This is a genomic window from Siminovitchia acidinfaciens (genome assembly GCF_003605385.1).
GTDB classification, from domain to species: Bacteria; Bacillota; Bacilli; order Bacillales; family Bacillaceae_C; genus Siminovitchia; species Siminovitchia acidinfaciens.
The window spans coordinates 13,241-32,181 of the sequence record NZ_QYTV02000001.1 but is presented as its reverse complement, the minus strand read 5'-3'; the positions used below and the strand labels follow the sequence as shown (position 1 = coordinate 32,181).

The following is an 18,941-nucleotide window of genomic DNA, read 5'->3' as shown; positions in this document are numbered from 1 at the left end:
CTATTGCGCTATTAATCTGGTTTTACCAATTTTATATAGAGAGGTGTTAAATAATGGCGAGGAAAGGATTTCAAAGAGTTGTATGGCCCTTTGTACTTATTCTGCTAATTATTATTGTTTTAAGCGGCTGCGGGGGAAAAAGCCCGCCGGCATCACAGGAAGCATCTGGAGAAGCTGATAGCGGCGAAGATCAAATCACTGGAGAATTAAATTTATTTAACTGGTCAGAGTACATGCCCGACAGTGTCATTGAAAAATTTGAGGAAGAATATGAAGTAAAGGTGAATTATAGTACATATTCATCCAATGATGAAATGCTGGCAAAAATCAATGCAGGTGCGTCCGGATATGATATCGCCGTAGGAACAGATTATATGGTTGAAATCATGCGTAAAGAAGGCCTGCTGGAGCCGATTAACCTCGATAACATCACTAATTTAAAAAACATCGATGATCAGTTTTTAAACAAGTCATTCGATCCCGGAAATGAATATTCAGTTCCCTATATGTGGGGAGGTGCTTTTATCGCCTACAATAAAGATGAAGTAAAAAGCGAGGTCACGGGCTATAAAGATTTATGGAAGCCGGAATTCAAGAACTCCCTTGTTGTATTAGATGACCAGCGCGTTATGATTGGCATCGCCAATAAAATGCAAGGAGAATCCATGAGTTCGACTGATCCGAATGTTATTGACAGTTCCAAAGAATTACTCATCGATTTGCTCCCCAATATCAAAGCCTTTGACAGCGACACGCAAAAAACCATGCTTTTAAACGGTGAAGCCAAAGCAGGCATCGTTTGGGGGGCAGAAGCTTATCTTGCCCACAGTGAAAATCCAGCCATTGAAACAGTCTTGCCCGAAGAAGGTATGTACTTGGGAATTGACTGCTTTATTGTCCCAAAGGATGCGCCTAACAAGCGTACAGCAGAAGCGTTCATCGATTTTGTACTGCGTCCGGAAATCAGCGCCGAAATTACAGAGGATTTTCCATATTCCAACCCAAACAAGGCTGCGCATGAGCTGATCAGCGACGAGATTATGAAGCATCCAGCTGTCAATCCACCGGAAGAAGAACTTGAAAAAGGAGAATTCCTAAAAGACTTGGGTGAGGCCGTCCTAGACTACGATCGGGCCTGGTCTGAAATAAAACAGTGATGCGGTGAAAATCCTAAGGATGGAGGATTCCTTTAGGATTTTCTTTTTTGAAATTATATCGAAGCATACTTTCATTCAGATAAGATTGCCAATGCAAATCAAACGTTTGATTGAAAAACATTGCTTTTGTTATGAAGCTTGGAATACCGCGCTGGCCTTGCCTTTCACCAACTAATCAAACGTTTGATTAACATTTTATGGGGGTGCTGTAGAATGACAATAGAATTATTTAATTTTTATAAACTCAAACAAGCATACCCCCGGCATGAAATCAGGACGGGGTTAAATTTTTGTTGAAAAATGCTTAACTGAATTTTTAATGTAACATTTAAAAAGCTATGTTTTATTTAATCGCGCCCGACCGCTGAAGTTCGAATCTAAGCTTTTGCCCCTTTTACTAATATTCATCATATATATCGTCAGCATTTTCAAATCGAATTTCTTCAGAATTTAACGTACCCATTTTATCACTTCGATCCTCCCTATTACCAGGTAGGCTACCTTCTGGGACTATATCTTGATTATCTCTGAATACTGTTTTTTGTTTCTCCTTATCATTGACGGTCATCTTAGCACTCCTATTCATTGTTGTATGAATAATTATTATACCCAGAGTTTTAAGCTCCATCCTGACTAATGTCTTATAGTTTATTGTGCCTACTTAGGCATGAATTCTTAAAGTTTATGGGTTTCCCCGTTCTTCTTATGATATATTCTCTATTTAAAAGACAAGCGGCACATTGTTCTTTAGAAGAATATTTTTTTCAAATTGATGCTTACAATCTTAACACCGAACTAAAAGATAGAGCGTGTTTTGAAAAAAAGATTAATACCACTCCTGATTCATAAAATTTAACTATCCCACCCTGTCTAATAAGAATGGAAAATGTATAAATCTTGCGCAGGATCAATTCCTTTATTGACCTTTACCTCCATATCTTTTAATATCCACTTAGCAGCAGAAAACACATTAGGGAAAAATAATCGTTCCTCAAGAAGCCCGGATACTGCATCTATTTTTTAATGTAACCTTGCTATCGTTAAGGCTTGTTGGAAAAGGAAGCTTTATCTCCTTATCTGCATTCCTTTGCTATAGTTTAAAAAAGTGGGGGTTGATAGGATGTTTTACTTGGGAATGTTCCAGGAGCCCGTAAAAATATTAACGGTGGCACTGCTGATTATACTCACAGTTTATTTGATCCGCAAATCCATTAAGCTTTTCTTTGACAAAACAAACCTCTTGGATGTAAAGCGGGAAGAGACATTGATTCATTTCGCCAACCAAGTGACAAAGGTATTGGGACTTTTGTTCTTCTTTATTTATGTACTTAGCCATTTCTTCGAATTGGCAAGGCTTTTCACTGGCTCGGTCGTGGTCGTAGGTGCCTTGGCATTAATCTTCCAGCATATCATCCGCGATTACATTATGGGGCTGACCTACTTGTTTGAGCGCCAAATCCATCACGGGGATTATGTCATCATCAATGGAAACCGTCAGGGGAAAATCGAGGAAATTAGCATGCGCCACCTGAAGATCCGTCAGCATGACGGATACCTCTATACGGTCTCCTATAGCAGCATCACAGAACTTCAGAACGGGAACCGGGGAAGGCGCCGAGTGACTGAAAGCCTTGTTCTCAATTATAGGCAAAATCCGGACGATGCCTTCAAGGTGATGGAGGCAGTGGCGCAAACATGCAACGAGAAATACGCTGAATACCTGTTGAAGGATGAGAACGACGTTCCCGTGGAGAGATTCAAATTCAATCAAATCACCGAACTCAACGTGGATTACAGAGGTCACCAGTATTCGTTATCAGGTCTAGTGAAGGAAGAGGATTTCGTGGAAGCGGGCAAAAAAGTAAGGTATGAACTGGCAATGGCTGCCTACGAGAACGACTTGTTGATGGCAGAGAGCTTCAACACCAGCCATTAAAAATCATAAAAGCAAGAGTTCATTCTCCTGCTTTTTTTCTGTTGCCTTCATGAATACAACAAGGGAAGCCTTGTAGGGTATGGAAGTCGAGTACAAGTGGTTGCCTCCTCCCGTTGTGCTAACCAAACGTTTGATTAAAAAATGCACAGTTTGGGAGCGCTCACCCCCTAAACTGCACGGCACTTGACTTTTAACCACTAATCAAATGTTTGATTAGATCAACAGTCCAGTATTTTAGAAAACCTCCTCTCTTTAATTAAACGATTGATTAATAGTTTACGGTTATGGAAAATCTTTAATGGGGATGCTAATCAAACGTTTGGTTGAAAAACGCAATCCTTTGGTGCAACCCCCGAAAAGCCGCATGTCTTTTGACTAAACGCCAATTAATCAAACGTTTGATTAGATCAAAAGTCAATTAGTCTAAAAAAGAGCCCCTATTTAACCAAACGTTTGATTAAACACACTCCTTGATTCTTCATTGCTTCTGTTTCTGCCAATTCCGTCTCCTGCTTTCATTATAAATTAACCATATAAAGACGTATCGCCTCCTCAAGAAACAATACGTCTATGTTTTATTATAACTCCAGATTTATAAACGGATTTCTCCATTCCATTAAGGCTGCATAATTACATGATTCCTCATCGTCAATATAGCCTGGCAGAACTTGGACTGGGCTACGCCCGCAGTGAAGCAGAAAAGTTACAACAGGGTCCTTGATACCCCCTTCCATAACGCGGTTCAAATATTCCTGAGCAGTCATTTCCTGCTGATACTTATGATAAAAAGGCATCCGGGCTCCGCCGAGCAGCCGGTCCAACCCCTCATGGACAACCACTTCATACATGGATTGCATCAGCCACTTGCCAAGGCCCAGCTTGCGATAAGCGGGCTTGACACAAATATCCACGATATATACGGCATTTCCATTTGGATTATGGTTACGGATAAATCCGTCATCCGTGATCTCCGACCACGTATGCTCCGGCTGGCTTGGGTCATAGTCGATCATCAGCCCCGTGATTGAACCCGCCATTTCCCCTTCTATTTCCACACACAAAGCACCTTCAGGAAACCTTTCGACATGCTCTTTTAACTGCTCTTTATTCCACCAGAGATCCGCAGGGAAAGGTGGAGGAAAGCTTTCTTTCTGTACGTCAATCAGCGCTTGAAAGTCATTGTTAGTATAGTTTCTGATTACACCCTTTACAGGTCGTTCTCCGTCAAAAACGTACCACTTCTTGTACAATCGAAACGCCCCCTAAGAATTTTATCTTAAGAAACCTTTTCATCAAAACTTAACTCAGGCGGTTTTTCCCTGAACATTTTTGTTAAAAATGCCAGATAAATAGCTCCAATAATGAACCAGCCGATACCGAGCATAAATGCGTGCTGACTCAGGCTTGTCCAAAGCCAAATGCATAGGACGACACCAATCAAAGGAATCACAAAATACATGATGGTATCTTTCAATGACCGCCTTCTATTTTTAATGAAATAATGTGAGATGACTGATATGTGCACAATAGTAAAAGCTGCCAAGGCTCCGAAGCTAATGAACGATGCCACTGTCTCCAACGAAAAAACCATTGATGACAGCGCCAACAGGCTGACGATGACTGTGCTGTACACCGGCGTCCTGTACTTTGGAGAAATATACCCGAATACTTTCTTCGGAAGGATCGTATCACGCCCCATGGCGAACAAAAGCCTGGATACACTGGCATGGGAACTTGTCGCGGAAGCAAAGCAGCCCAATACATATCCGGCAAGGAACATGGCCTTAAATAGGTTCCCTCCGATAAATACAGCAATCTGAAGAGGAGCAGAGTCCGGATCTTTAAATGACATATAATCCGGATAAACCATTTGCCCGATATACGAAACGACAATAAAGAGAATCCCTCCGATAATAGTTACGAGAAAAATAGCTTTTGGGATATTCCTTTTTGCATCCACTGTTTCTTCCGATAACGTAGTAACGGCATCAAACCCTAAGAAAGACAGACATAATATGGCAGCACCTGCAAAAACCAATGAAGTCGATCCTTCAGGATTAAAGAAAGGCAATGTTGAAAATAGAGTTCCGGTTCCTCCTCCGCTTAAGATTGTTTTAACAGAAAGGATCAAGAAAAACGTAATCACAATGATCTGAAAGGCAATTAAAAAGAAATTGACATTCGTGACCACTTTTATTCCTTTGATATTAATAAACGTAACAATCAAAATGGCCAAGATAACCCAAATCCAGTTTGGCACTGAAGGAAATTCTGCATTTAAATAGATTCCTATAACCAAATAATTGATCATGGGAAGGAATAAGTAATCTAATAGGAGTATCCAGCCCGTAAAAAAGCCGATATGCGAATTAAGAGATTTTTGTGCATAAGTGTAGGCAGACCCCGTATATGGAAATGCCTTAACCATCCTGCCATAGCTGTATGCAGTGAACAACATTGTCAGCAAGGTGGCAATATACGCCGCCGGCAGCATCCCCAATGTAAGCTGCGATACGATGCCGTATGTTGTAAAAACCGTCATTGGAACCATGTAAGCCAACCCAAATAATACGACAGGAAACAGGGTCAGCACCTGCTTAAATTCAGTTTCTGTTTTCATCACTTGTCCCCCTTTTCATCATTCACTATCTTTATAAACCACTTTCCCATCCATCACTGTCAGCTTCACTTTTGCGTTCGGCAATTCCTTGGGATCTGCGGCAAACAAATCCCGATCCATCACTATCACATCGGCCAGCTTCCCCTTTTCCAATGTCCCCAGCTTGTCTTCCATAAAATTCCCGAAAGCCGGTCCTGATGTATAATGCCTTAATGCGTCAGCCAAAGAGATTTTCTCTTTTGGATTCCATCCTTCTTCCGGCTCTCCATCGTTAAACCTTCTTGTGACAGCTCGGTATATTTCCAGCATCGGGTCCAACTCGACGACAGGATAGTCGCTGCCAAATGCCATAGACGCACCGGATTCAGCCAAAGTTTTAATTGGCCATGTATATTCATCCCGTTCCTGTCCCATGCGAGTTAAATACACATTGTCTTCGAATCTCTCGGTAATCGCCATATGCTCAGGCTGCATGGAAGCAATAACCCCCAGTTGCGCAAACCGATTGATATCATCGGGATGAATCACTTCTATATGCTCGATGGCATGCCTGGAATCCCGCTTGCCGTTTTGCTTCTCCGCATTTTCATAAAGGTCGAGTCCAAGACGGACCGCCCCATCTCCACACGCATGTAGACGGATGCGAAACCCTTCCTGATCCGCTTCCGCAACCCATTGTTCCAATAGCTCAGGCGGCAGGAAAGCCTCTCCTTTTTCTGAAGGTTTGTCGGAATACTCGTCCACCATCATTGCGGTGTATGTAGTTACGACACCATCGAGAAATTGTTTTAAACCTGTAAACTTCAATACATCTGACTTATATTTTTTCCGCATCTCTCTCGCGTGAGACAATTCTCCATTTAATGGACTGAGAAAAAAGGTTCTGACCGTCAGCTTGCCTTCTTCTTCAAATTTCCGATAAAGAGAGAGATCCCCCACTTCAAAACCTGGAAGAGGCAGCATATCACTGACAGAAGTAATCCCAAGTCGATTCGCTTTTGCCAGGAAGCGTTCCATCAATTCAATTGCCTTCTTCTCCGGCATTTTAAATGCCTGATCAACCGCAAGACTCATAGCGGTTTCCAATAAAATCCCCGTCGGTTTCCCCTTCACATCTTTCAATATCGTCCCAAAATCCGGATTTTCTGTACTTTCATCGATGCCAGCCACTTCCAATGCTTTACTGTTAAGCCACGCTCCATGGCATTCTGCATTCAATAAAAACACAGGACGGTCAGGAATGAGCTCATCTAAAATGGTCCGGTCGGGCATCTCTTTTTTATCCCAGAAAATATGGTACCAGCTAAAGCCGATTATCCATTCATCGTCCGGACGGCTATCAGCAAACTCTTTCACCTTTTGGGCTGTTTCCTCCGCTGAACGGGCATCAGCAAGATTTACATAATCCTCAAAAAGACAACCCAGTGTCAAATGGATATGGAAATCGTGAAAGCCAGGCATAATCGTTTGATTATCAAACTTGTAAACTTGGGTGTCACTACCTATAAATCGCTCCATATTCTCTTGCTTACAAACCTCGATAATCTTTCCATCTTTAATGGCTATGCCTCCTTCAATCATTTCCTCACCAGTAAAAATACGATTCCCTTTAATAACCAGATCGGCTTTGTCCAACCGCATTCCCCCCTTATTACTTCACACGACGGATCCCATTAAATACATTTTTCAGCCTAATGAAACTATCAATGATTGAATTTACTCTTGATCTCTACCACCTTGGTTGATTTTTTATTATGGAAAGGGACGGCATACCTCCCGTCCCCATCCACTCTATTGTTTCACCTCGGACCAGACGCGGTCATAGACCTGAAGCGCTTCCCCCACGTCAATTGCATGGGCTCCTTTTGGATGGTCCACCCCTTCTCCCACTGTCAGTTCAATCTCTGTCCTGATGTCTTCCGGCAACAGTTTCATCGCTTCTTCATTCGGATTTACATAAGGATGATCAAGTGTGATCTCCTTACTCACTTCAGGATCGAAGATGAAGTTAATAAACTTCTCTGCATTCTCTTTGTTCTTGGCACCCTTTGGAATCACGAAGTTATCCTGCCACAGGCTGAGGAAGTCTTCAGGGATAATGACCTTGATATTTGGATTTTCCCTCATCGCAAGCGCTGCTTCTGCACCATAGACAACTCCAGCTTTTACTTCATTACTAATTAATAGATTTTTGGCATTGTCGCTGTCGTATACTTTAATATTCGGCTTCAGCTTTTTAAGTTCTTCACCCGCTGCCACAATTTCTTCTTCATTCGTACTGTTTGAATCGTATCCAAGCATACTCAGCATGGCTCCAAGCATTGTACGGGGGTCATCGAGAATGACCAAGCTGTCCTTAAAATATGGATTAAACAGATCTTTGTATGATGTCACTTTCACATCCTCGTCAACAAGCTCTTCATTTACAACAATGACCTCTGTTCCCCACATGTACGGGAGCGAATAGTCATCATTCGGGTCGAAGTCCCATCCAAGATAATCATCGCCGATATATTTCAGATTTGGGATATTATCTTTATTGATTTTTTCCAGTTTATCCTGATTGATCAGCACTTCAATAAAATATGTGGAAGGTACAGCAAGGTCGAACTCCCCTCCGCTTACATTGAGCTTTGCAATCATTTCCTCATTGGATGAAATTTCGCTGTAATTCACTTTGATTCCGGTTTCTTCCTCAAACTGTTCGATTAAATGCTCAGGTAAATATTCGGACCAGTTCATGATGTTGACAACCTCTTTTTTCGAACCTCCTGTACTGCTGCCGCATGCTGCTAAAATTCCACTTAAGATCATGATAGCCATTACTAGGATGACGGACGATTTACGAAACCTTTTCATCACATACCACTTCCTTAGTTTTTTTGTTACTCTGAATATCTAAAGACGGCTAGTCAAAGGTTGCTCGACCTGCACCTCTTCTTATTGTTTCGATTCCGACCATACCCGGTCATAAATTTTAAGGGCCTCCCCAACATCCACTGCATGGGACGCCTTCGGGTGGTGAACCCCCTCACCGACTGTTTTGTTAATTTCTTCATTTATATCTTCTGGGAGCAGCTTCATCGCTTCTAAATTCGGGTTTACGTACGGGACATCGAGAGTGATTTCTTTGCTCACTTCCGGATCGAAAATAAAATTGATGAATTTTTCTGCATTTTCTTTGTTCTTTGCTCCCTTTGGAATGACAAAATTATCTTGCCATAGACTTAGAAAATCATCTGGAATAATTACCTTTATTTCCGGTTTTTCACGCATAGCAAGTGCTGCCTCTGCACCGTAAACGACTCCACCCTTTACTTCGTTACTGACGAGCAAGTTCTTCGCATTATCGCTGTCATATACTTTAATATTTGGTCTCAGTTTTTTTAGTGCTTCCCCGGCTTCTTCAATTTCCTTCTCATCTGTACTGTTTGAGCTATAGCCAAGCATACTTAGCATCGCACCCAGCATCGACCGCGGATCATCTAAGATCACTAAACTGTCTTTGAAATAAGGATTAAACAAATCCTTGTAGGATGTAACCTCCTTATCAACCAAATCCTCGTTTATGACAATGACTTCCGTTCCCCACATGTACGGAAGCGAATAATCGTCATTCGGGTCAAAATCCCAGCCTAAAAAGTCTTCACCGATATATTTCAAATTCGGAATGTTATCTTTATTGATTTTTTCCAGCTTGCCTTCCCTGATTAATACCTCAATAAAATAAGTAGACGGAACAACAAGATCGAATTCCCCGGCACTAACACTTAATTTTGCTACCATCTCTTCGTTCGAGCCAATTTCACTTAAATTTACTTTAATGCCTGTTTCTTCTTCAAACTGCTTGATTAAGTGGTCCGGCAAATATTCAGGCCAGTTCATGAAATTAAGAACTTCTTTTCCTGATGTTCCTTTTGACGTGCTTTTCCCTCCGCACGCACCTAAAATTACACCCAAGACAATGACAGCGATTACAAAGGTGACGATCGATTTACTTGATTTCTTCAACACCTACCACTCCCTTATTTTTCTATGAAAAAACCACACAATGTGATCTTTTTCCGAAGCAGCGGGAAAAAGAGGCCGAGACAAGGCTCGACCCAAAATCTCATAAAAGCGTCTTTTTAACGCCGGAATTGCGTCACCGATGATGTAATCACTCATTCAACTTGGCGTTTTCTGATCGCAGTCGGCGGCGAGACATCAATCTTAATTTTTAGAAAAAACATTATCTTCTAGGTTTTTAATTAAGTGATCTTTTGAATGAACCGGACTCGATCAATACGACGATCATTTACCGGTGTAACGGTACCTGTTTGTCTATTACGGTGCAGAACTTCCAAATCCACATCCCCAGTTACAATTGCTTCCATGTTTGGTTGGCTTTCAGCCACTACCCCTGCGTTCGGGAAAGAGTAGTCGATTGGTGAAAAAATGCCCGATTGCCCATATCTTGCGTCGGCCAGCGTAACATTGGTCATATTGCCGGATGCACCGGAAATCACAGTATATACCTGATTTTCAATCGCCCTTGCCTGGGCACAGTAACGGATTCGCAAATACCCCTGCTCGTTTTCTGCTAAGAATGGTGTAAAAATAATTTGTGCGCCTTCGTCTGCAGCTTTGCGCGCTAGCTCTGGAAACAGAATGTCATAACCAATTAAAATTGCGATTTTTCCGTAGTCCGTATCAAATACTTTGAGATCGTCCCCAGACTGGGTGCCCAGCCAGCTTTTTTCCGATGGTGTGATATGGAGCTTACATTGGCTGTCGAAAGTGCCGTTCCGCCTAAATAAATAGGAAACATTATAAATCTCATTATCTTCTTCCACATAGTGGGATCCGGCAATGATGTTAATACTGTATTTGACGGCTAAATCAGAAAATAGCTGTAAATAATCTTCGGTATAAGTGGTCACCTTCTGTGCCTGTCCGCTTGGAAATCTTTCATCTGAAAAAGATGCAAGCTGCATAGTAACCGCTTCAGGAAATACGGCAAAGTCCGATCTCACCTTTGAGCTATTGCGTACATAATACTCACATTGCCGGGAAAACTCTTCAAAAGACTGGACTTCTTTAAAATCATATTGGATGGATGATATTCGTACGGGTAAAGAGTGTCTGTAATCTTTGTCCGAAGGAGGGGCATAATCTTCATTCACCCATTCCATCAAGGTTGCATTTTCTAAAGAGGCTTCATCGTGGGGTAAATATTTCGGCAACACTTTTTTGAACTTGAATCCGTTCATAGTTTGGAAAGTAATGACCGGATCATATAATTTCTTCTTAACTACCTGATCAACGAACTCTTCGGGTGTCATTTTGTCCGCATATTTATAATAGTTAGGCATGCGTCCACCGAATAAAATGCTTTTCAGATTAAATTGCCGGCAAAGTTTCCTGCGGGCTTCATATAAACGTCGTCCAATTTTTAATTTTTGATAATCTGGATGGACGACAACATCCAGTCCATATAAATTAATTCCTTTGGGGTTATGGTTTCGGATATAGCCATCACCCGAAATTTCATCAAATGAGTGGTCGTCCCCATATTCATCGAAATTGATAATAATGCTGGAACAGGCTCCGATGATTTTCCCATCGTATTCAACACAAAATTGCCCTTCCGGAAAAATATTGATGTGGCTCTTATAATGTTTTGCTTCAAAAGCGACTCCCGGAAGACCGAAACTGAGGTTGGCCACTTTCACAACTTCTTCGATATCCTCTTCCCTGATATTCCGAACGATGATTTCTTTTTGATACTTGGACGTGTCCGCTTCACTCATGAATACACTCCACTTCCTTCCTTTTTTTATAAAAACAGAGAGAAGGACTCTCTCTGTTTCTGAAATATATTAAATTTCCACATAAGCATCGATGGACGGATTGCCGACGCAAAACTGTGTTTTCTTCTTTGAAAGATTCATAATGATTGAAAATACCGTTTCAGAGCGTCGATGTTCCGGTGCATTTTCATTAGGGTAATGATTGATTGAGTTCGGATAATTATATTTATCGGTGAACCATTTTTTAAAGCTTTCTTCATCAATCGTTTCTCCCTTTGCCAATGAAGTATTGATCAGTTGTTCGGCACGCAGTTTACGAATCATCGAATCCGTATGTTTAAAGTTGTTCAGGTCATTCAGGTTTTTCAAAAGCTCCTGCGAAAGGATATGGTTCGAATGAACTGAAATACCATTCGGCTCCGCCAAAAGATCAATACCAAAAGGCGACACCTCAACATTGGCTGCCATTGAACTGCCTTCCCCTTCATGGCTTGCAATCATGAAGTTGGCTGCAGAAGCCATTTGCCCATGGTTGACTCTTGATAATGCTTCATGCAAAGAGGATGAATTCAACACTGCCCTTAACCCTAGATGAATAGGTACTTCATTGGACTTTTTATCAGTGATCAAAGCATTCAAGCAGACGGCGACTCCAGCAGAATTGAAGCCGATTTTTCCAATGATTCCGCCTTCAGTCACCATTGTGATATCAGGCTTCCCTTCCTGCTTAATACGAAGCAGGAGGAGACTGTCGATCTGGCTGCCTTTCCAATCCCAGTTTTGCCCGATGATCGTTTCATCACATGCAGGAGCTGTTACTGCTATGGATGTACATCCGTCGGATAGAATCTTATCTTTGTGTCCGGTAAGTGCGATTTCACTTCGAGCATTTAAGGCTAAGATATCTTCGAAGTCGACGCCCGCACCTTGGGCTATCCCTTCCATTTCCTCAATAAGCTGAGGGTCATATGCTTCAATTGCTTTCAGGTGGTCAAGCCCGCGGTTGCGTGCTTCTTTCCAACTGATTTGATGAAAGCCATAAAAGAGCTTTTCATAAGTTCCCAAACTGACCTGTATCTGCTCTTTTCCTTCACGGCCGTGTTTTTCCCCTATTTCACGCGGTGTGCCTTCAAGATACAATTGTTTAATCATTGCTGCCGTCCTTCTTTCTCTTTAAGAAATATAATCCAAGAACTTAAAGTAATACTTCATAATGCCCAGTCCAGTAGCATTCATGCTATGAAACGGAATCGGCTTCAAGTTGGAACGGTCGAGAGGATTATTTTTATCCCCTTCGTTGAGCATGTTCATCGCCACTATTTTCCCTAGAAGTGTGGACATTGCCGCTCCATGGCCCGCATAACCAAAAGCAAAGTGGGTGCCGTCGTCCAATTGGCCGATATAAGGGATTTTCTCAATAGTAAAACCGACTTTTCCGCTCCATCTGTAATCCACTTTGGCATCCTTTAACGCTGGGAAAACGTCAACCATGCCGGCTTGTAAATTATCGAATAGCTTTTGGGCATCCCGCTTGCTTGTCGTACGCCCCGACCCGCCGAACACCATACGGTTATCAGCAGAAAGCCGGAAATAATAAAGCAGATTTTTCGTGTCGCAGGCTGCCCGGTTGTGCTTCATCAACTGTTTACACAAATCTTCAGGTAAAGTCTCAGTTGCTAGCACAATGCTTTCAACAGGAACTATTGCTTTCTTGATCAGTTTGTGGACGTCAGTCGTATAAGCATTGACAAACATCCCGACCTGCTTGGCGATCACACGGCCGTTATTTGTTTCTACTATTACTCTGTCATGAGATTCGCGATTGATTTTTATAGCTTCAGAGTGTTCATAAATAGTGCCGCCGTATTTTTCCACTGCATTTGCCAAACCCAGACAATAGTTTAATGGATGGAATATGGCGCTCTTTTCATCGATATGGGCTCCATGATAAAAATCAGAGTCCATTTCAGTTTGCATGTCTTCTTTTTCTATGATCTTTGTTTCAAAATTATAATTTTCATATAAAAATTCCTGTTCTTGCCTCATTCCATCCAAATGGGATGGTTTGTAAGCTGCTAGCAAATTCCCATTTCGCAAAAAATCACAATTGATTCCCTCTTCCTCAATAATCCCTTCAATGAGGTCAATGCTGTCAAGGGACATTTGAAACATCTGTCTGGCGGCATCTCTGCCATATTTTTCGGTTAACGCCCTCATGGACTCGACATATCCGATCAGGACTTCCCCGCCATTTCGTCCGCTTGCACCGGAACCCACCGTATTTGACTCCAAAACGACGGTCTTAACATTTCTTTGCTGTAAGTGATATGCAACAGAAAGCCCGGTAAAACCCCCTCCTATGATGACAACGTCACATGTTTCTTCACCTTGCTGGACAGGCCTTCTCTTCATATCATTTGCTGTAGCTTGCCACAACGATTTACCGCTCATATTCCCACTCCTCCAAAATTGGCACCTATCATTCTATGTTTATTGTTTTACCTCAGACCAGGCACGGTCGTAATACTTGATAGCTTCTCCGACATCCTTCGCGTGCACGCCTCTCTCAAATTCCTCGTCTGTCAATTCCAGCTCCTCCTGAACATCATCAGGGAGCAGTTCAAGTGCCGCTTTATTCGGATTATGGTATGGATAGTCCATTGTGATTTCCTTGCTTATTTCAGGTCTAAGAATGAAGTCAATGAACTTCTCCGCATTTTCCTTATGCGGTGCATCTTTCGGAATGACGAAGTTATCCTGCCATAAGCTTAAATGATCTTCCGGGATGACCAATTTGATACTTGGATTTTCCCTCATGGCAAGTGCAGCTTCAGCTCCGTAAACGACCCCGGCTTTCACTTCACCGCTAACGAGCATGTTTTTCGGGCTGTCACTGTCGAACGCCTTAATATTTGGCATAAGCTTCTTCAATTCCTCGGCGGCCTCCATGATTTCATCCTCATTCGTGCTGTTTGTAGAGTAACCAAGCATTTCCAGCATGGCTCCCAACATTGTACGAGGGTCATCCACAACAACCAGACCATCTTTTAATTTCGGATTGAATAAGTCCTTATAGCTCTTAATCTCAAAGTCTACCAAGTCCTCGTTGTAAGCAATTACTTCTGTTCCCCACATGTAAGGTACAGAGTACTCATCGTTGGGATCAAAATCCCATCCCATATATTTTTCATCGATATTTTTCAAGTTCGGAATATTGTCTTTGTTGATTTTCTCCAGTTGGCCTTCATTGATCAACACTTCAATAAAATATGTGGACGGAACAGCCACATCATAAGTTGCCTTCCCGACGTTCAACTTTGCCACAAGCTCTTCATTAGAAGAAATCGTACTGTAGTTCACTTTTATCCCTGTCTCTTCTTCAAACTCTTTGATTAACTCATCAGGCAAATACTCAGACCAGTTTAGAATATTGACGACATTATCATCCTTTCCGCCGGCACCGCTGCCTCCGCATCCCGCAATGATTAAAATAAATGCCAACGCTGAAACTAACAAACTGAAACTTTTCAATCTCATTTGGGTATTCTCCTTTAGATGTAAGTTATTTCATAAGTCTTTCTGTCAAGGTACGAGCATTTTGCCAACAGTAAAAAGTTTATATTTCAACAGCATATTCTTCCACATATGCCAAAACCATGCCCTTGACCACTTCCTCCCCTTCCCTCACTTCCACGGATGATATTTTTCCACAGTAGGTCTTTTTGATTTCCAGAATGGTATCATCTTTTTGCTGGATTTTTAAAAATACAATACAGCGTCTCTTGTCATGGTTTTCCTGTACATGAATATTGACAAGGACACCATCGCAAGGACTCAAGATCATCTCTTCCATTGAATTCTATCCTCCTCCTTCGTATTCCGTTTTTTAGCCCGCAGCAGTTAACTTAAATGGCAATCGCTTTCATTTTTGAAAAAAATAAAATTTCTATTAATTCTTTTTAAAAGAGATGCAGCAGTTAACATTGTTAACTGACTGCATGTTGTTCTTTCTTGCTTTGGGCTTTTGCAGCAACTTCATCCTTATATTCTATTTTAAATCCAGTCATTCCATAAATGATGGATATGATCGGACTGATCAAACATAAAAATGCAAAAGGCAGATAGCTGAGTGTGGCAACACCAAGCGTTGTTGCCATGAATGCCCCACATGTATTCCACGGAACAAGCGGTGAAGTCATCGTACCGGCATCCTCGAGTGTACGGGACAAGTTTTTAGCCTTCAATCCGCGCTTTTCATATTCGGCAGCATACATCCGTCCAGGGACAATAATGGATAAATATTGGTCGCAGCCGACTATGTTGGAAGTTATACAAGTCGCCACAGTTGTTGCAATCAAGCTTCCTGTCTTCTTCGCAAGCTTAATAATTGCATGGACAATGGCTTCAAAGATTCCTGTTTTCTCCAGAACTCCCCCGAAACACATTGCGATCACAATCAGGGAAACCGTATACAATACCGATTCTATACCGCCATTATTCAATAAGCTGTCCACTATCTCGATCCCTGTATCGATGGAATACCCGTAGTATAAGATGTTGATAGCCTCTCCTACCGGGACCTTTTGAACTGTGACCGCGCAGAATGCACCAAGCAGAGAACCGATCGTCAATCCTGGAAGCGCTGGTATTTTAAAAATCATCATGACAATGATAAAAGATGGGACAAGCAAGAGCCAAGGCGAGATTGTAAAAATATCTCCCAATTGGGATTGAAGCAATTTTACTTCTGATATTTCGTTGCCTTTTCCGGCAAACTTAATACCCATGATTGCATAAATTGCCAAGGAAATGACAAGAGCGGGTATTGTCGTATAAAGCATATGCTTAATATGTTCAAACAACTCTACTCCGACAATTCCAGGAGCCAAGTTCGTCGTCTCGGAAAGCGGTGAAATTTTATCCCCGAAATACACACCTGAAATTACAGCACCCGCTACCATGGCTGGATTCATGCCAAGCCCGTGTCCAATTCCCATGATTGCGATTCCAATTGTTCCTGCAGCTGTCCACGAGTTGCCGGAAGCAATCGCGACAATACAAGAGATGGCACACGCAGCAACAAGGAAATACCCGGGAGCCAAAATATCCAAGCCGTAATAGATCATTGTCGGAACGATCCCGCCTGCAATCCAGGAACCGATAATCGCACCGATTACCATCAGAATCACAATTGCTTGAAGCGCCATCCTGACTGCGTCAAGCATACCATCCTCGATTTCTTTCCATTTAAATCCGAGCCGTAACGCTACAATGGCTGCTACACCCGCGCTGAGGAGCAGCGGAATATGAGGATCTGCATCATATATGAATATCCCCGTAAACAGGGCTATCACCATAAAACCAATTGGTATCAAAGCGACAAGTAATGTAGGTTTTTTAGCTTCTGTCCGTTCTTGTTGTTTATTCAATCTATATATCCTCCTGTAATAAAAGCGTTATCATAAAACAGTTGCAAGATCTGTGCCAACCCCTAAAGGGTTTACCGATAACGTTTTCATTCTTATTCATGCCTAAGGTTATGCATTTTTGAATAATGATTGCTTTATTGCATTGATTCTTTGAAAATGAGAGGTGGCGGTTAGCGACATATAAACTGGACGGCTACTGAAGAGATAATGGATTGGAATGGAGAGCACCAAAAGTCCCGGGATTGTAGTAATGGGTTGTTCGATGGATAATCACTTGTAAGATTCACAGTGACCATATTGGGATATAGCCAGACGGACAGGAGCCATGATGCGGTCATAGTGACCGAGATGGAAAAAAAGACAGGCGGGCGGGAACCATAAAGCAGCAAAAATCACAGGCCTTACCTGTCAATGACCGTAAAAGAGGATTCATCCTTAAACCTGGCAGTGGCTGAAGTGACCACAAAAAGGATTTTTACTGAAACAAGACATCCCAAGTATACAGCCGATGCCCAAGCTGAAAGCGGTAATTAATCCCGCTAAGTTGCATCGATTCTCAAAAAAAGTCTAAAATAAAAAGCCCCGCGTTCTGTAAAACACGAAGCGGAGCGTATTTTTATAGACTTCCTAACACCTTATCATAGGCCTCCAAAGTTCTATCGACTTCCTTCTGGCCGTGAGCACTGGAAATGCTATATCTGTTCAGCGGCTTTGTATATATTCCTTCATTTAATAATTGAAAGTCAAACTCTTTTCTTAGAGAATAATCCGCGTGCTGAAGATCACGGTAGTTCAATATTTGATCTTTTTCAGTAAAAATCAAATTGAACATAGATCCTAGACCCAATGTCTGTACAGCTATCCCTCGTTGTAAAAAAAGCTTGGAGATTCCTTTTTTCAACTGGCCGGCAATTCCGTTGATCCTATCAATCTCTTCCTCTAGAACATCGATTGTTGCAAGCCCCGCTGCCAAAATGGATGGATGCCCATTATACGTGCCGCTATGAAAGAGCACATCTTTTGCACTGGAAATTTTACTTTGGCTGTTGTCAAATACATCTGAAGCCGCTTTAGGAATGCTTACATCCATAATTTCTTTTTTCCCGCCGGTAATGCCGATCGGATATCCCCCGCCAACCGCCTTACCCAGGGTCGAAAGATCCGGCTTTATGTTGTAATATTCCTGTGCACCTCCTAGCCCCAATCTAAAACATGTCTTCACTTCATCAAAAATGAGGAGAATCCCCAGTTCATCCGTCACTTCTCTCAAACCATCCATAAAGCTTTGCGTTGCCGGGATAAACCCACTTTGGATCGGTTCCACAATAACGGCCGCAACTTCATCTTTTCTTTTTCTTAAGATTTCCGAAGTGGCGTCCAAATCATTAAAGGGCAAAATGATTGTATGCTCTTCGTGATACTCGTCCATCCCCTTAGACTCAGCAATTGAATTCGGATGCTGTGGATGACCAGCTTCCACCACTGATGGGTTGACGCTGACAAGAACCTGATCATACCCTCCGTGGTAATGGCCTTCAAATTTTGCAATTTTATTTTTACCGGTAAAAGCGCAAGCCAACCGGATAGCCAGCAAAGTGGCTTCCGTGCCGGAATTTGTATAACGCAAAAGTTCAATGCTTGGATATAGCTGCTGGATCTTCTTCCCCATTTCCACCTCCAGCCGGTGTGGGGTGCCAAATAAATATGTGCCACTTTCATATAATTGTTCCTGTACCGCCTGAAGCACCCTCGGATGCCCGTGTCCGAGAATCAATGCCCCATATGAAAGCAAATAATCGATATATTCATTCCCATCCAAGTCATAAAGATGACTTCCCTTACCTTTTTCCATAATGATCGGATATGGTGCATAGAATTTGATATTGGCGGTCGAGCCGCCCGGCATGACCTTACTTGCTTCTTTATAAAAATCCAGTGACTTTGGAGTCTTCTCTGCAAAGCGTTTGATCTCCATTCCTCTTTCACTGATCCCCATCATAAGCACCT

At 42.1% G+C, this 18,941-nt stretch carries 15 protein-coding genes; 2 read left to right on the top strand and 13 right to left on the bottom strand.

Annotated elements, in window-relative coordinates; all coding sequences use genetic code 11:
- Nucleotides 1-53 precede the first annotated feature (53 nt).
- Complete coding sequence (locus D4T97_RS00135) at nucleotides 54-1,157, top strand: polyamine ABC transporter substrate-binding protein (protein WP_126046496.1); 1,104 nt, start codon at nucleotides 54-56, stop codon at nucleotides 1,155-1,157.
- Between the two features lie 397 nt (nucleotides 1,158-1,554).
- Here the strand turns inward: D4T97_RS00135 and D4T97_RS20340 are convergent, their stop codons facing one another.
- Nucleotides 1,555-1,725: a hypothetical protein gene (locus tag D4T97_RS20340; protein WP_164525403.1), complete on the bottom strand. Its 171-nt coding sequence runs from the start codon at nucleotides 1,723-1,725 to the stop codon at nucleotides 1,555-1,557.
- Nucleotides 1,726-2,277: 552 nt separating this feature from the next.
- Between D4T97_RS20340 and D4T97_RS00130 the strand changes: the two genes are divergently transcribed.
- Entirely contained in the window at nucleotides 2,278-3,093 is an 816-nt protein-coding gene (locus tag D4T97_RS00130; protein WP_126046494.1) for a mechanosensitive ion channel family protein, read from the top strand.
- Nucleotides 3,094-3,671: 578 nt separating this feature from the next.
- On the opposite strand, the gene D4T97_RS00125 is transcribed toward D4T97_RS00130, so the two are convergent.
- The 12 genes from D4T97_RS00125 to D4T97_RS00070 all read right to left on the bottom strand — a co-directional run bounded on the left by D4T97_RS00125 (nucleotide 3,672) and on the right by D4T97_RS00070 (nucleotide 18,930).
- The gene (locus D4T97_RS00125; protein ID WP_126046492.1) at nucleotides 3,672-4,343 is read right to left on the bottom strand and encodes a GNAT family N-acetyltransferase; all 672 of its coding nucleotides are present in this window, start codon (nucleotides 4,341-4,343) and stop codon (nucleotides 3,672-3,674) included.
- 26 nt (nucleotides 4,344-4,369) lie between these two features.
- Entirely contained in the window at nucleotides 4,370-5,713 is a 1,344-nt protein-coding gene (locus tag D4T97_RS00120) for an APC family permease (protein ID WP_126046490.1), read from the bottom strand.
- Between the two features lie 18 nt (nucleotides 5,714-5,731).
- Complete coding sequence (locus tag D4T97_RS00115; RefSeq protein WP_235872111.1) at nucleotides 5,732-7,354, bottom strand: amidohydrolase; 1,623 nt, start codon at nucleotides 7,352-7,354, stop codon at nucleotides 5,732-5,734.
- A gap of 150 nt (nucleotides 7,355-7,504) precedes the next feature.
- Nucleotides 7,505-8,572 carry an ABC transporter substrate-binding protein gene (locus tag D4T97_RS00110; RefSeq protein ID WP_126046486.1) on the bottom strand — a complete coding sequence of 356 codons (1,068 nt, stop codon included), beginning with the start codon at nucleotides 8,570-8,572 and terminating at the stop codon, nucleotides 7,505-7,507.
- A gap of 81 nt (nucleotides 8,573-8,653) precedes the next feature.
- Nucleotides 8,654-9,724 carry an ABC transporter substrate-binding protein gene (locus D4T97_RS00105; protein ID WP_126046484.1) on the bottom strand — a complete coding sequence of 357 codons (1,071 nt, stop codon included), beginning with the start codon at nucleotides 9,722-9,724 and terminating at the stop codon, nucleotides 8,654-8,656.
- A 239-nt stretch (nucleotides 9,725-9,963) separates the two neighbouring features.
- Nucleotides 9,964-11,505, bottom strand: a complete 1,542-nt coding sequence (locus D4T97_RS00100; protein ID WP_126046482.1) for a bifunctional GNAT family N-acetyltransferase/carbon-nitrogen hydrolase family protein — start codon at nucleotides 11,503-11,505, stop codon at nucleotides 9,964-9,966.
- A gap of 69 nt (nucleotides 11,506-11,574) precedes the next feature.
- Complete coding sequence (locus tag D4T97_RS00095) at nucleotides 11,575-12,657, bottom strand: C45 family autoproteolytic acyltransferase/hydolase (protein WP_126046480.1); 1,083 nt, start codon at nucleotides 12,655-12,657, stop codon at nucleotides 11,575-11,577.
- A gap of 21 nt (nucleotides 12,658-12,678) precedes the next feature.
- Nucleotides 12,679-13,956 carry an NAD(P)/FAD-dependent oxidoreductase gene (locus D4T97_RS00090; protein ID WP_126046478.1) on the bottom strand — a complete coding sequence of 426 codons (1,278 nt, stop codon included), beginning with the start codon at nucleotides 13,954-13,956 and terminating at the stop codon, nucleotides 12,679-12,681.
- 39 nt (nucleotides 13,957-13,995) lie between these two features.
- Nucleotides 13,996-15,042, bottom strand: coding sequence for an ABC transporter substrate-binding protein (locus D4T97_RS00085; protein ID WP_126046476.1), 1,047 nt, complete (start codon nucleotides 15,040-15,042; stop codon nucleotides 13,996-13,998).
- 79 nt (nucleotides 15,043-15,121) lie between these two features.
- A complete protein-coding gene (locus D4T97_RS00080; RefSeq protein WP_126046473.1) occupies nucleotides 15,122-15,358 on the bottom strand; it encodes a hypothetical protein in 237 nt (78 codons plus the stop codon).
- Nucleotides 15,359-15,491: 133 nt separating this feature from the next.
- Nucleotides 15,492-16,934: a Na+/H+ antiporter NhaC gene (nhaC, locus tag D4T97_RS00075; protein WP_126046471.1), complete on the bottom strand. Its 1,443-nt coding sequence runs from the start codon at nucleotides 16,932-16,934 to the stop codon at nucleotides 15,492-15,494.
- A 616-nt stretch (nucleotides 16,935-17,550) separates the two neighbouring features.
- The gene (locus tag D4T97_RS00070; protein ID WP_126047951.1) at nucleotides 17,551-18,930 is read right to left on the bottom strand and encodes an aspartate aminotransferase family protein; all 1,380 of its coding nucleotides are present in this window, start codon (nucleotides 18,928-18,930) and stop codon (nucleotides 17,551-17,553) included.
- Between the last annotated feature and the right edge of the window lie 11 nt (nucleotides 18,931-18,941).

Coding starts and splice junctions, on each gene's coding strand:
- D4T97_RS00135 (WP_126046496.1), top strand. CDS start 54: ATGGCGAGGAAAGGATTTCAAAGAGTTGTATGGCCCTTTGTACTTATT.
- D4T97_RS20340 (WP_164525403.1), bottom strand. CDS start 1,725: ATGACCGTCAATGATAAGGAGAAACAAAAAACAGTATTCAGAGATAAT.
- D4T97_RS00130 (WP_126046494.1), top strand. CDS start 2,278: ATGTTTTACTTGGGAATGTTCCAGGAGCCCGTAAAAATATTAACGGTG.
- D4T97_RS00120 (WP_126046490.1), bottom strand. CDS start 5,713: ATGAAAACAGAAACTGAATTTAAGCAGGTGCTGACCCTGTTTCCTGTC.
- D4T97_RS00115 (WP_235872111.1), bottom strand. CDS start 7,354: ATGCGGTTGGACAAAGCCGATCTGGTTATTAAAGGGAATCGTATTTTT.
- D4T97_RS00110 (WP_126046486.1), bottom strand. CDS start 8,572: ATGAAAAGGTTTCGTAAATCGTCCGTCATCCTAGTAATGGCTATCATG.
- D4T97_RS00100 (WP_126046482.1), bottom strand. CDS start 11,505: ATGAGTGAAGCGGACACGTCCAAGTATCAAAAAGAAATCATCGTTCGG.
- D4T97_RS00095 (WP_126046480.1), bottom strand. CDS start 12,657: ATGATTAAACAATTGTATCTTGAAGGCACACCGCGTGAAATAGGGGAA.
- D4T97_RS00090 (WP_126046478.1), bottom strand. CDS start 13,956: ATGAGCGGTAAATCGTTGTGGCAAGCTACAGCAAATGATATGAAGAGA.
- D4T97_RS00085 (WP_126046476.1), bottom strand. CDS start 15,042: ATGAGATTGAAAAGTTTCAGTTTGTTAGTTTCAGCGTTGGCATTTATT.
- D4T97_RS00080 (WP_126046473.1), bottom strand. CDS start 15,358: ATGGAAGAGATGATCTTGAGTCCTTGCGATGGTGTCCTTGTCAATATT.
- D4T97_RS00070 (WP_126047951.1), bottom strand. CDS start 18,930: ATGGGGATCAGTGAAAGAGGAATGGAGATCAAACGCTTTGCAGAGAAG.